Source organism: Duganella sp. Dugasp78 (assembly GCF_059491455.1).
In genome coordinates this window covers 2,430,210-2,443,668 of the sequence record NZ_CP168506.1, presented here as the reverse complement: position 1 = coordinate 2,443,668, position 13,459 = coordinate 2,430,210, and the positions used below count along the sequence as shown (strand labels likewise).

The window sequence follows — 13,459 nt, the reverse complement described above, 5'->3', positions numbered from 1 at the left end:
TCGGCTTTTTATGGTTCAATCCCGGTAATTGTAGCCCTTCAAGAGAATTCACGATGACCACCCCCGAAAATCCCACCACCATCAAAGTCGAAACCGTCAACCGCGGCCTGCCAGCGGGGAAAATGCCGGAATTGCGCATGATGCCGGCGCCGTCCGACGCCAACGTCTACGGCGATGTGTTCGGCGGCTGGATCATGGCCCAGGTCGACATCGCCGGCTCGCTGCCGGCCACCCGCCGCGCCAACGGCCGCGTCGCGACCATCTCGGTGAACTCTTTCGTGTTCAAGAACCCCGTGTTCGTGGGCGACCTGCTGTCGTTTTATGCTGATATTGTCAAGGTTGGCAATACATCCATCACCGTCAACGTCGAGGTGTATGCCGAGCGCAACCGCCTGCAGGCCTGCACCGTCAAGGTCACCGAAGCCACGCTGACCTACGTCGCCACCGACTCGGACCGCAAGCCGCGCAAGGTGCCGCCGATCGAAACGCTGATCCGCTCCTGATCCCGCGCGGCATGCAGCAGCCCCGCCGCACATTCCTGCTCACCGCCGGCCGCGCTTTGCCATTGACTGCGCTGGCCCTCTCCTGCGGCGCAGGCGCCCTCCAAGCCGCGCCTGCCAGCGCCAGCAACGCCTATCCGTTCAGCCTCGGCGTCGCCTCCGGTTCACCGCTGCCGGACGCCGTCATCATCTGGACCCGCATCCTGCACGATCCGCTCAACGCGGCCGCCACGCCGCAGCTGGCGTTCAGCGTGCGCTGGGAAGTCTCCGAGGATGAGCGCTTCAGCCGCATCGTCGCCAAAGGCACGGCCAGCGCCGCGCCGGAGCTGGCGCACAGCGTGCACGTCGACGTCACCGGCCTGGCGCCGGCGCGCTGGTACTGGTACCGCTTCATGCTGGGCAACGCCGTCAGCCCGGTCGGCCGCACGCGCACCGCGCCCGCCGCCAGCGCCATGCCGGACCAGTTGAAACTGGCCGTGGCCTCGTGCCAGCACTGGGAGTTCGGCAGCTACGCGGCGCACCGCCACATCGCGGCCGCAGCGCCCGATCTGGTGGCCTTCCTGGGCGATTACATCTACGAGTGGGGGCCGTACCAGCTCCAGCATCCGCAAACGGCGCTACGGACCGCTGAGAGCTTCTCGCTGGCCGATTACCGCGCCCGCTACGCCCAGTACAAGACCGACCGCGATTTGCAGGCCGCCCACCTGGCCGCGCCGTGGATCGTGACCTGGGACGATCACGAGGTCGCCAACGATTACGGCAGCGACCGCGATGAGCGGCTGGACCCGCACTTCCCCGAGCGCCGCGCGGCCGCCTACCAGGCCTTCTACGAGCACATGCCGCTGCGCCTGCCGCCGGCCGACTTCGCCCATCTGCGCATGTACCAGCGCTACGACTGGGGCCGGCTGGCGCGCTTCCATGTGCTGGACGATCGCCAGTACCGCTCCCACCATGCCTGCACGCCGGCCGGGCGCGGCGGCTCCAGCTCCGTGCTCAGGCGCGACTGCCCGGCGCTGATCGATCCCGGCCGCACCATGCTGGGCACCGAGCAGCAGCGCTGGCTGGAGCAAGGGCTGGCATCGTCGCCGGCGCGCTGGAACATCCTGGCGCAGCAAACGCTGATGGCGCAGAACAGCCAGGTGCCGATCGCCAATGAATCCGACGGCCGCTTCTGGACCGACGGCTGGGACGGCTACCCGGCGGCGCGCCAGCGCCTGTTCGACGCGCTGCACGCGAGCAAGGCCAGCAACCCGCTGGTACTGGGCGGCGACGTCCACAGCTTTTTCGCGGCCGAGCTCAACCGTATTCCCACGCGCCCGCATTCGGCCGCCAATCCCGTCATCGCCACCGAGTTCGTCGGCACCTCGGTGACCTCGCCGTCGCGTCCGCAAGCGCGCACCGAGCAGTATGTCGCCATGAACCACAGCATCAAGTACGGCCGCAGCGACAAGCGCGGCTTCATGCTGCTCAACATCACGCCGGCCGACACCACGACCTTGTTCCTGGCCCTGGACGATGTCGCCGCCCCAACCAGCCCCATCAAGACCATCGCCAGCTTCCTGGTGCGCGACGGCCGGCCCGGACTGGTTAGCGCTTGAATCGGGGCCGACACGGCCTATACTGGCTAGACCATCACCGTATGGAGGCGCTACATGTTGAAAGTAACAGAGAGTGAAATTGCGCAGGAGCTGGATAGCTATTTGCATCAGGCTCTGACGCAGACGATAGTCGTTGAACAGGCCGACCGCGATCCCGTGGTCGTGCTGTCACTGGCCGAGTTTGAAAGGCTGCAGGACGTCGACGACCAGCACTGGGCCGATTGCGCCCGCAAGGCCAACGTCGAAGGATATATCGATCACGATCATGAGGTGCGGCAGCGGCTGGCCGCCGCCATGAGGGACAAGCGGCTCGCTTGCATCAGGAAAGGGCCGCGTTTCGACCACCACTAGGATAAAAAAATCGCCTGTCTCAGCAGGCGATTTTTTTTGCTTACGCGGCGACTTTTTCGTCGCGCAGCTGGCGGCGCAGGATCTTGCCGACGTTGGTCTTCGGCAGCTCGTCGCGGAACTCGATGTACTTCGGCTTCTTGTACGCGGTCAGTTCGTGCTTGCAGAAGTCCAGCAGCTGCTCGGCGGTCAGGTTCGGGTCCTTGCGCACCACGAACAGCTTGACTGCTTCGCCGGAATTCTTGTCCGGCACGCCAATGCACGCCACTTCCAGCACGCCCGGATGCGAGGCCACCACGCCTTCCACTTCGTTCGGATAGACGTTGAAGCCGGAGACGATGATCATGTCCTTTTTGCGGTCGACGATGCGGGTAAAGCCCTGCTCGTTCATGATGCCGACGTCGCCGGTCTTGAAGAAGCCGTCGGCCGTCATCGACTTGGCGGTTTCGTCCGGACGGTTCCAGTAGCCGGCCATCACCTGCGGGCCGCGGATGGCGATCTCGCCGGTCGCGCCCAGCGGCAGCGCGTTGCCGTCGTCGTCCAGGATGCAGACGTCGGTCGATGGAATCGGCAGGCCGATGGTGCCGGTGAATTCCTTGATGTCGACGCGGTTGGCGGTGGCCACCGGCGAGGTTTCCGACATGCCGTAGCCTTCGATGATCGGCGTGCCGGTCAGCTTGAGCCAGCGGTCGGCCACGGCCTGCTGCACGGCCATGCCGCCGCCGTTGCAGACCGAGTACGAGGAGAAGTCCAGCTTGGCGAATTCGGCGTTGTTGAGCAGCGCGTTGTACAGCGTATTCACCGCGGGGAACACGGCCACGCGGTACTTGCCCAGCTCCTTGACGAAGCCGGGAATGTCGCGCGGATTCGGCACCAGCAGGTTCATACCCCCCATGCGCATGCCCATGAAGGCGCTGATGGTCAGCGAGTAGATGTGGTACAGCGGCAGCGCGCACACGAACACCAGCTGCTCGGCCTGCGGCTTGAATTGCAGCCAGGCCTCGTTCTGCAGCACGTTGGCGATGATGTTACGGTGCAGCAGCACGGCGCCCTTGGACACGCCGGTGGTGCCGCCGGTGTATTGCAGGAAGGCGATGTCATCATGGCCCTGCTTGACCGGGTTGAGCGTCAGGCGCGAGCCCTCGGCCAGCACCTGCTTGAACGAGACCGCGCTCGGCAGCGAGAACGCCGGCACCATCTTCTTGACATTACGGACCACGAAGTTGACCAGCGTGCCCTTCAGCGTGCCCAGCATGTCGCCCATGGTGGCGACGATCACGTGCTTGACCTGGGTGTGCTTGACCACCTGCTCCACCGTGGTGGCGAAGTTTTCCAGCACGATGATCGCTTCCGAGCCGGAGTCCACCAGCTGGTGCTGCAACTCGCGCGGCGTGTACAGCGGGTTGACGTTGACCACCGTGTAGCCGGCGCGCAGGATGGCCGCCATCGCCACCGGATATTGCAGCACGTTCGGCAGCATGATGGCCACGCGCGCGCCCGGCTTCAGGCCCTTGCTTTGCAGCCAGGCGCCCATTTGCAGCGACAGCTTGTCGAGCTCGCCGTAGGTGACGAACTTGTCCATACAGACGTAGGCGTTGCGGTCGGCAAACTTGCGGAACGATTCCTCCAGCAGGTGCGTCACCGAGCGGTACTGCGTGCTGTCGATTTCAGCGGGCACGCCTTCGGGGTAGGACTTCAGCCAAATTTTTTCCATGTCTTATGCAGCTTTCTTATTTTGGCCGGGTGGTTCATCACGCAGCACGCGCCGCAGGATTTTCCCGACATTGGTTTTGGGCAGCTCCTCGCGGAACTCGATATATTTTGGCTTTTTATAGCCGGTAAATTGTTCTTTGCAATAAGCCATCAACTGCTCGACCGTCAGGTTCGGATCCTTGCGCACCACGAATACCTTGACCGCCTCGCCGGAGTGCTCGTCCGGCACGCCGATGCAGGCACATTCCAGCACGCCGGGGTGCGCAGCGATCACGCCCTCCAGCTCGTTCGGATAGACGTTGAAGCCGGACACCAGGATCATGTCCTTCTTGCGGTCGACGATTTTGACGAAGCCGTTCTCGTCCATCACGCCGACATCGCCGGATTTGAAATAGCCGTCGGCCGTCATGACCTTGGCGGTTTCGTCCGGCCGGTTCCAGTAGCCGGCCATCACCTGCGGACCGCGGATCGCGATCTCGCCCGGCTGGCCCAACGCCACCTCGTTGCCGTCGTCATCGAGGATAGCGATGTCGGTCGACGGTACCGGCAAACCGATGGTGCCGGTGAAGGCCGAGCTGTCGGCGCGGTTGCAGGTAGCCACCGGCGACGTCTCGGACAAGCCATAGCCTTCGATGATGGACACGCCCGTCACCTTCAGCCATTTATCGTTGACGGCCTGCTGTACCGCCATGCCGCCGCCGTTGCAGATCTTCAGTCCGGAGAAGTCCAGGTGGCCGAACGACGGATGGTTCAACAGCGCGTTGTACAGCGTATTCACCGCCGGCAGCATGTTGAACTTGTATTTGCTGAGCTCCTTGATGAAGCCGCCGATGTCGCGCGGGTTCGGGATCAGGATGTTCAGCGCGCCGACCCGCGTGCCCCACATCGCGCAGCAGGTCAGCGCGAAGATGTGGTACAGCGGCAGCGCGCAGACGATGGTGATCTGTTCGGTCACATTGCCCAGCGCCGGCTTGGACCACGCCTCGTTCTGCAGCAGGTTGGCCACCAGGTTGCGGTGCGTCAGCGTGGCGCCCTTGGAGACGCCGGTGGTGCCGCCCGTGTACTGCAGGAAGGCCGGATCGGTGGGTTCGATCGACACCGGCGTCAGCTTCATGCGGCCGCCCTGCGACAGCGCGTCCTTGAAGCGCACCGCGTTCGGCAGCGAGAACGGCGGCACCATCTTCTTGATGCTGCGCACCACGAAGTTGACCAGCGCGCCCTTGAGGCCGCCGAGCATCTCGCCCATGCTGGCCACCACGATGTGCTTGACCTGTGTGCGGCCCAGCACCTGCTCCAGCGTGGTCGCAAAATTTTCCAGAATCAGGATGGCTTCGCTGCCCGAGTCGTTGAGCTGGTGCTCCAGTTCGCGCGGCGTGTACAGCGGGTTGATGTTGACCACGGTGTAGCCGGCGCGCAGGATGGCGGCGATGGCGATCGGATACTGCAACACGTTCGGCATCATGACGGCGACCCGCGCGCCCTTCTTCATGCCGCGGCTTTGCAACCAGGCGCCCAGGCGTTTGGAATACGCATCCACTTCGGCATAGGTGAGGAATTTGTCCATGCAGACGTAGGCGTTGCGGTCTGCGAACTTGTGGAAGGATTCTTCCATCAACTGCACCAGCGAGCGGTATTGGCTCGTGTCGACCTCCGTCAGCATGCCGGGCGGGTACGACTTCAACCAGATTTTTTCCATCCTGTGCCTCGTGTCTCGAATTATCGTTGTAAGGTCCGGCGCACAGTGCCGGTTCAGGGTCGGGGGATTCGTCTATGCGAACTTCCGGAGCCTACTTATAACGATGCTATCGGGCAGCAAGCTCAGACGCAAGCGCATTTAACCATATTTGAACGCGGCTTCTAACGGCTTTTTATGCTGCATTGCAACATCAATGCATGCCTTCCGATGCGGTGTCCGGCTGCTTGGTGGTCTCCGCGTTGAGCATTACCGGGCGGCCCAGTTGCTGCAGCTGCTGCTGACGTTGAACTAGATCAAGAGAAGCTAATTTTTGCACTGCAACATAAAATCGCACGAACGTTCGTTCCTGCTTTAGCAGGGAACGGAAGGCGGGCAGATAATCGTGGTAAGTTCCCACAGCGCTGAGGTGAGCGTTGGTCAACGGCTCGGCAAACCAGCGGTCGTAACCGGCGTAGCCGCCCCAGCTGTCCTTCAACTTCTGGTACTCGGTTTTCAGGTGGGCGAAGATGCGCGCCTTCTCGGCCCGCTTGTGGCGGGTGCTGGTCTTGCTGGCGTAGGTGTCGGCCAGCATCTTACGGTGACGCACCAGCAGCTCGAGGAAATCCTGGCGGCGCGCGTTGTAGCGGGTGTAGGCCTCGCGCATCGGATCGGTGCCGTACAGCTCCAGCCAGCGCGCCACGCCGGCCTCCTCCACCGCCGTCGCGAAGCCTTCGTTGAACTGCGAGTCGCCCTGCACGTACACCACCTGGTGCGCCAGCTCGTGGAACACCATGCGCGCCAGTTCCGCGTCGGAATAGTTGATGAAGGTCGACAGCAGCGGATCGCTGAACCAGCCCAGCGTGGAATACGCCGGCACGCCGCCGACCTGGACGTCGTCGTGCTCCTTGCGCAGCTCTTCCGCGTAGGCCATCGCATCTTCCTTGCTGTAGTAGCCGCGATAGCTGACGCAGCCGGCGATCGGGAAGCACCACTGGATCGGACGCAGCGACAGCTCCGGCGTCGCCACCACATTCCACAGCACGAAGGGGCGCGTCAGCGCGGCGTAGTTTTTATAGCTGGCGTTGTCGGGCAGGCCCAGTTCCTTGACGGCGAAGCGGCGTATCAACAACGCTTTTTCCAGGCGGGCCTTGAGTTGGGGATCGGTGGACGGATCGCCCAGCCAGTCTTCAATCGGACGGGCGTCCGACCACAGCGCATACTGGCCTTGGGCGGCTTGCATGTAGTACTTCAGTTGAGCGCAACCAGCCAGCATGAGTGCCGCGCAGCCCGCCGCGACCCAGTATCTGGCGCGGACGATTCGGCGGGCTAAGTTGCGCATACATTACCTTCAAGCAGCGACTCTTTCGACTTGTACCAGTGTATCGTAAAAAGTTGGTGCGCGGCCCATATCGGTCAACTGTTGGCTGGTAACCTCATTGGCGTTTTTACCATCCCTGCCTAGTTTTTTCCACCACACTGACAAGCCTACAACGAGGCCCGCGCGCGCCTTGTCCGTCACCCGCGCCTTGGCGATGAACGTGCCGCGGTCATTGAAGATGCGCACCATGTCGCCGTCGGCGATGCCGCGCGTCGCGCTGTCGTCGGGGTGGATGTCCAGGTGCGGCTCGCCCTCCGCCGAACGCAGGCTTTTGACGTTGACGAAAGTGGAGTTGAGGAAGTTGCGCGCGGGTGGAGAAATCATCGCCAGCGGATAGCGCTTAGCCAGCTCGGGATTGCTGGCCACCGATTCGTACGGCGGCAGATACGCGGGCAGCGGATCGAGTCCGTCGGCCGCCATCGCGGCGGAATAAAACTCGCACTTGCCGGACGGCGTGGGGAAGCCGCCATGCGCGAACGGCGCGTCGGGCATGTTGAGTTTCTGCCAGCCCTTTTGCTTCAGCGATTCCCAATCGAAGTTGACGGCCCGGGCATCCTGCGTGTTGAAGGCCATGGCCGCCAGCTGGTCGTCGCTGTCCTGGAAGCAGGGATCGTCAAAGCCCATGCGCGCCGCCAGCAGGCGGAAGATTTCCGTGTTGGCCTTGGCCTCGCCCATCGGCGCGATGGCGGCGTTGTTGGCCATCATGTACAGGTGGCCGTAGGCGGTGTGGGCGTCGACGTGCTCCAGTTGCGTGGTGGCCGGCAGCACGATGTCGGCGTAGTCCACGGTGTCGGTCTGGAAGTGCTCCAGCACCACGGTGAACAAATCCTCGCGCGCGAAGCCGGCCATGACCTTGGCCGAGTCCGGCGCGATCGCCAGCGGGTTGGCGTTGTAGACGATCACCGCCTCCACTTCCGGCCCGAACTCCGGCGAGCTCGCGCGCAGCAGGTCGTCGCCGATGGTGGTCATGTTGATGGTGCGCGGCTGCTGCTTCAGCAGGTCCGGCCGTTGCAGCGCCGCCTTGTTGGTCGGGAACGAGCCGCTGGACGACAGCTGGATGCCGCCGGCCGCATGGCGCCACGCGCCCACCAGCGCCGGCAGGCAGGCGATGCAGCGCACCGACATGCCGCCGCCGCGCACGCGCTGCACGCCGTAGTTGGTGCGGATCGCCACCGGCTCGCCGGCGCGCGCCATGCCGCCGTACAGCCGCGCCAGGTCGACCACTTCGGCCACGCTGATGCCGCAGGTTTCCGCCGTGCGTTCCGGCGTCCATTCCGCCGCGCGTTGTTTCAGCTGCTCGAAGCCCAGCGTGTGCTGTGCGATGTAGTCGTGGTCGAGCAGGTCTTCGGCGATCAGCACGTGCATCAGGCCCAGCGCCAGCGCGGCGTCGGTGCCGGGCAGCAGCGCGATGTGCTGGTGGCACTTCTCCGCCGTCAGCGAACGGTAGGGATCGATGGCGATCAGCCTGGCGCCGTTGCGCTTGGCTTCCTGCGCGCGGGTCCAGAAGTGCAGGTTGGAAGCGATCGGATTGCCGCCCCAAATCAGGATCAGCTTGGCGTTCTGGAACTGCTCCAGGTCAGTTCCGATCGAACCGCCGATGGTGTACTTGTAGCCGGTGGCGCCCGCCGTCGCGCAAATGGTGCGGTCCAGCAGCGAGGCGCCGATCTGGTTGAAGAAGCGCGACGACATCGACTCGCCCTGCACCAGGCCCATGGTGCCGCAGTAGCTGTACGGCAGGATCGCTTCCGGCGCGCGCGCGGCGATCGGCCTGAGGCGGGCCGCGATGGTGTCGAGCGCCTCGTCCCAGCTGATGCGCTCGAACTTGCCCTCGCCCTTCTTGCCGACGCGGCGCAGCGGATGCAGCAGGCGATCCTCGTGGTAGGTGCGCTCGGTGTAGCGTGCCACCTTGGTACACAGCACGCCGGCGGTGGTCGGATGGTCGGGGTCGCCCTTGACGGCGGTGGCCACGCCATCCTCCACCGTCACCAGCAGCGCGCAGGTGTCGGGGCAGTCGTGCGGGCAGGTCGCGCGGACTTGTGTGCTTGTCATGTCATAGATCCCAAAGCATGGACTGAAAGCACCATGGTAAACGATATGGCGACCATTCCGGACACGCTGGATTTGTTTGCGTGACAAGGGCTACAATGGCTGATCTCGATGCCCAAAAGGCAAGCGAACCCGACATTGGAGAAGCAGATGAAACTAGTTGATCCCATCATTGCATTTCAATCTGAAATACAGCAAATCCGGCGTGACCTGCACGCCCATCCCGAGCTGTGCTACGAAGAACAACGCACCTCCGAGCTCGTCGCCGACAAGCTGAGCGAATGGGGCATCCCGGTGATCCGCGGCCTGGGCCTGACCGGCGTGGTCGGTATCATCAAGCATGGCAGTTCCCAGCGCGCCATCGGCCTGCGCGCCGACATGGACGCGCTGCCGATGCAGGAAATAAACACCTTCGCCCACGCCTCGCGCCATCCCGGCAAGATGCACGCCTGCGGCCACGACGGCCACACCGCCATGCTGCTGGGCGCGGCCAAGCACCTGGCCGAGCACCGCAATTTCGACGGAACGGTTTACCTCATTTTCCAGCCGGCCGAGGAAGGCGGCGCCGGCGCGCGCCGCATGATCGAGGACGGCCTGTTCGAGCAATGTCCGATGGACGCGATCTACGGCATGCACAACTGGCCGGGCGCGCCGGCCGGCACGATGAGTGTGGTCGAGGGGCCGATGATGGCCTCCAGTAACGAGTTCTACGTCACCGTCAAGGGCAAGGGCGCGCACGCGGCCCAGCCACACAAGGGCATCGATCCGGTGATGGTGGCGGTGCAGATCGCGCAGAGCTGGCAGACCATCATCAGCCGCCAGAAGAGCCCGCTGGATACGGCGGTGCTGTCGATCACGCAAATCCATGCCGGCAGCGCCACCAATGTGATCCCCGATGAAGCCGAACTGGTCGGCACGGTGCGCACCTTCACCCAGCCGGTGCTGGACATGATCGAGCAGCGCATGGGCGAGATCGCCCGGCACACGGCGGCCGCGTTCGGCGCCGAGGTGGAGTTCAAGTTCCGCCGCAACTACCCGCCGCTGGTCAACCATCCGGCCGAGACCAGGTTCGCGGTGGAGGTGATGAAGTCGGTGGTGGGCGCGGACAAGGTCGACGACCAGGTCGAGCCGACCATGGGCGCGGAAGACTTCGCGTTCTTCCTGCAGAAAAAGCCGGGCTGCTACGTCTTCATCGGCAACGGCGAGGGCGACCACCGCGACGGCGGCCACGGCCTCGGTCCGTGCGTGCTGCACAACGGCAGCTACGACTTCAACGACAACCTGCTGCCGATCGGCGCCAGCTTCTGGGTGCGCCTGGCCGAGACCAGCCTGCCGCTCGCTTAAGCCAGCTGGTCCGGGGCGGTGCCGACGCGCTGCCCGGGATTCAAGGCTTCCAGTCCCAGCAGCGCCGCCGAATGATCGGCCTGCGGCACGGTCTCCGCCAGCGCCTGATAGCGCTCGGTCACCAGCTGCGTCACCGGCAAGGTGATGCCGGCCGCTTCCGCCGCCGCCAGGATGTTGCGCTGGTCTTTCAGCTGCGTCTTCACCTGGCCGCCGGCGACAAAATTCCGCTCCAGCATACGCTGGCCGTGCACATCGAGGATCTTGCTCTCGGCGAAACCGCCGCGTATCGCCGCCCGCATCGCTGCCGGATCGGCGCCGGCCGCCTGCGCCAGCAGCAAGGCCTCGGCCACGATGTTGATGGTGGCGCCGACGATCAGCTGATTGCACAGCTTGGCCACCTGGCCGCTGCTGGCCGGGCCCACCAGCGTCGGCCGGCCCATGGCCGCCAGCACTGGTTCGATCTCTGCGAAATCTTGCGCGCAGCCGCCCGCCATGATGGCCAGCGTACCGGCCGCCGCGCCGCCCACGCCGCCGGACACCGGCGCGTCGACAAAGCGCCGGCCCTGCGCCGCCAGCAACGCGTGGAACTCCTGCGCCTCCGCTTGACGGGTCGAGCTCATGTCCACCCACAGCGCGTGCGGCGCCAGCGCCGGCAAGGCCTGCCGCATCACGGTACCGACAATGGGGCCGGCCTCCAGCATGGAGATGACGATGTCCGCGTCGCGCACCGCCTCGGCCAGGTCCGCCACCGCGTGCGCGCCGGCAGCGGCCAGCGCGGCGGCCTTGGAATAAGTGCGGTTCCAGGCAGTCACCGCATGGCCGGCCGCCAGCAGGCGCCGCACCATCGGGTCCCCCATCAAGCCAATACCGAGAAAGGCAATTCGCGTAGACAATTCCAACTCCTGAGAAAAAAGTCAAAACGACTGACCCCCGGAATTATTTTAAGAACCCCGGTACAATCAGGACAGCCGTATAAATATGAGATACAGCACTTACATTGCAAGGATACTATGTTCGCGAAAAAATTAATTGCTGCAGCAGTAATAGCACTAACCGCCGTCCAGGGCGCGTACGCCGATGACAAACTGGTCGATTCCGTGGCCATCGATTATGGCAGCGCCGCCAAGGTGCAAATGGTGCGTTTCAGCGCCGCCAAGGATTGGAGCGCACGCTGGTTCCAGTCGAACGGCACCCACCTGAGCGGCTACTGGGAAGCCAGCGCCGGTCTGTGGAAGGAAAGCCAATACCAGAATATTTCGGGCAACACCGCTCACCTGTGGGATGTCGGCTTCACGCCGGTGTTCCGCTTCGAGAATGACAACAAGAAGGGCATCTACTACGAAGCCGGCATCGGCGTGCACCGCTTCTCCAAGCTGTACGACAACGACACCTATCGTTTGTCGACCCACTTCCAGTTCGGCGACCAGATCGGCATCGGCTACGTGTTCGACAACAACTGGGAAATCGGCGGCAAGATCCAGCACTTCTCGAATGGCGGTTACAAGAAGCCCAACACCGGCATCAACCTCCTCGAAGTCAAAGCGGCATATCACTTCTGATAAAAACGGGGTCAAGTCTGACATTCGGACACGAACTCTACCGTAACGCCAGCTACGGTAGAGTTCGTGTCCGAATGTCAGACTTGACCCCGTTGTTTTTTATTTATACGTTCGATTCGGCGACGATCTTCCAGCTCTTGCCTTCCTTGGCCCAGTACTGTTTCTTGCGCACGGCGTGGCGGTATTTGCCAACCACGATCTGCTGCGTGAAATTGCTGACGATGACCTCTTCCTGGCTAGGCTGGCGGAAGTAGCTCGGCTCGGTCACGGTCACGCTGATCTTCTTGGCGCCCGGCAGGAAGCGGTTCTTGTCCAGCCATGCGTTCACATCCTCATCGGCCGCCGACTTGAAGCGCGGCGAATACAGCGCGCGCAGGCCGGCATCGTCGCGGTTCTCGACGTCGCGACGCCAGGCTTCCACCAGCGAGCTGGCCACCCGCAGATCGCGCTCCATCTGTTCCTTGCTGACGAACTCGACCTGGTCACCGATCAGGATCGGCGTCTTGCCGATTTCCACCGTGCGGGTCAGCGTGTTCAGGTCGTCGTTGCTGACCACCACGCAGCCGTCGGTCGACAGCGGCGGGCGGCTGAAGGTTTCCGGCGGCGTGCCGTGCACCCAGATGCCGGAGCCGCTGCGGCCCTGCGCCTTGTCCCAGTCGTTCGGATAGTCGAGCGGCAGCGCGCCCTTGCCGTACATGTCGGGCAGCTTCACGCCCGGCAAATGGCCGATGATGTAGTACACGCCGACCGGCGTGCGCATATCGCCTTCCTTCAGCTTGTTGATGCCCAGCTTGCCCTGGCTGACGTAGAAGTCGGACAGCAGGCGGATCTGGTCGTTGCGGTTCTCGTACAGGTAGAGGCGCGAATGCTTGGCGTCGACGATCAGCGCGTGCTTCTGGTCCTTGCGCATCTGCAGCAGCGCGCGCGGCAGCAGCGCCGCCGACGGCCGGCCAGGCTCGGCCTGCATGCGCACGGCCGCCTCGCGCCGCAAGTCCGCCAGCTTGGACGCTTCGGCCGGCGGCACGGCGGCGCCCAGCACGCTCACTTCGCGGGTATGCATCAACAGGATGTCGCCGCGGACCAGGTGGCCCAGGCGGAAATTGGGATAGGCCACCACCAGCGCATCGGCCTTCTGCTGGGCCAGGCGCAGATTGTGCTGGGACAGTTCTTTGTAGATGTCGGAGAGCAGCTCTTCGGGATTGGCTTTACGGACGACCGGCGCCCGTTGCGGCTTTTTTGCGGCGTAACTGGCTGTTCCTCCCACTACACCGAGGAGGAGGACGCAAAGCAAGCCACTG

General features: G+C 63.9%; 11 protein-coding genes. 5 read left to right on the top strand and 6 right to left on the bottom strand.

Annotated features, from left to right (window positions below; translation table 11 throughout):
* Nucleotides 1–53: 53 nt before the first annotated feature.
* From ACEN9O_RS10770 to ACEN9O_RS10760, 3 genes are read left to right on the top strand one after another with little or no spacing between them, the layout of a single operon-like run.
* Nucleotides 54–503 (top strand): acyl-CoA thioesterase, encoded by a 450-nt coding sequence (locus tag ACEN9O_RS10770; protein ID WP_495617534.1) that lies wholly within the window; start codon nucleotides 54–56, stop codon nucleotides 501–503.
* A gap of 11 nt (nucleotides 504–514) precedes the next feature.
* The gene (locus ACEN9O_RS10765) at nucleotides 515–2,098 is read left to right on the top strand and encodes an alkaline phosphatase D family protein (RefSeq protein WP_495617533.1); all 1,584 of its coding nucleotides are present in this window, start codon (nucleotides 515–517) and stop codon (nucleotides 2,096–2,098) included.
* 54 nt (nucleotides 2,099–2,152) lie between these two features.
* The gene (locus ACEN9O_RS10760; protein ID WP_495617532.1) at nucleotides 2,153–2,449 is read left to right on the top strand and encodes a hypothetical protein; all 297 of its coding nucleotides are present in this window, start codon (nucleotides 2,153–2,155) and stop codon (nucleotides 2,447–2,449) included.
* Nucleotides 2,450–2,489: 40 nt separating this feature from the next.
* On the opposite strand, the gene ACEN9O_RS10755 is transcribed toward ACEN9O_RS10760, so the two are convergent.
* The 4 genes from ACEN9O_RS10755 to ACEN9O_RS10740 form a co-directional block, all read right to left on the bottom strand.
* A complete protein-coding gene (locus ACEN9O_RS10755; RefSeq protein WP_495617531.1) occupies nucleotides 2,490–4,160 on the bottom strand; it encodes a long-chain-fatty-acid--CoA ligase in 1,671 nt (556 codons plus the stop codon).
* Nucleotides 4,161–4,163: 3 nt separating this feature from the next.
* Nucleotides 4,164–5,855 carry a long-chain-fatty-acid--CoA ligase gene (locus ACEN9O_RS10750; protein WP_495617530.1) on the bottom strand — a complete coding sequence of 564 codons (1,692 nt, stop codon included), beginning with the start codon at nucleotides 5,853–5,855 and terminating at the stop codon, nucleotides 4,164–4,166.
* A gap of 190 nt (nucleotides 5,856–6,045) precedes the next feature.
* Nucleotides 6,046–7,173, bottom strand: a complete 1,128-nt coding sequence (locus ACEN9O_RS10745; protein ID WP_495617529.1) for an aminopeptidase — start codon at nucleotides 7,171–7,173, stop codon at nucleotides 6,046–6,048.
* Nucleotides 7,174–7,182: 9 nt separating this feature from the next.
* Nucleotides 7,183–9,261, bottom strand: coding sequence for a molybdopterin-containing oxidoreductase family protein (locus tag ACEN9O_RS10740; RefSeq protein WP_495617528.1), 2,079 nt, complete (start codon nucleotides 9,259–9,261; stop codon nucleotides 7,183–7,185).
* A 147-nt stretch (nucleotides 9,262–9,408) separates the two neighbouring features.
* Between ACEN9O_RS10740 and ACEN9O_RS10735 the strand changes: the two genes are divergently transcribed.
* Complete coding sequence (locus ACEN9O_RS10735) at nucleotides 9,409–10,602, top strand: M20 aminoacylase family protein (RefSeq protein ID WP_495617527.1); 1,194 nt, start codon at nucleotides 9,409–9,411, stop codon at nucleotides 10,600–10,602.
* Here the strand turns inward: ACEN9O_RS10735 and ACEN9O_RS10730 are convergent.
* The gene (locus tag ACEN9O_RS10730) at nucleotides 10,599–11,495 is read right to left on the bottom strand and encodes an NAD(P)-dependent oxidoreductase (RefSeq protein WP_495617526.1); all 897 of its coding nucleotides are present in this window, start codon (nucleotides 11,493–11,495) and stop codon (nucleotides 10,599–10,601) included. The two genes, ACEN9O_RS10735 and ACEN9O_RS10730, sit on opposite strands and share 4 nt — an antisense overlap.
* 204 nt (nucleotides 11,496–11,699) lie before the next feature.
* Here ACEN9O_RS10730 and ACEN9O_RS10725 point away from each other — a divergent pair, with 204 nt between their 5' ends.
* A complete protein-coding gene (locus ACEN9O_RS10725; RefSeq protein WP_495617525.1) occupies nucleotides 11,700–12,161 on the top strand; it encodes an acyloxyacyl hydrolase in 462 nt (153 codons plus the stop codon).
* Nucleotides 12,162–12,264: 103 nt separating this feature from the next.
* Here the strand turns inward: ACEN9O_RS10725 and ACEN9O_RS10720 are convergent, their stop codons facing one another.
* Nucleotides 12,265–13,425 carry a L,D-transpeptidase family protein gene (locus tag ACEN9O_RS10720; RefSeq protein ID WP_495617524.1) on the bottom strand — a complete coding sequence of 387 codons (1,161 nt, stop codon included), beginning with the start codon at nucleotides 13,423–13,425 and terminating at the stop codon, nucleotides 12,265–12,267.
* Nucleotides 13,426–13,459: the final 34 nt, after the last annotated feature.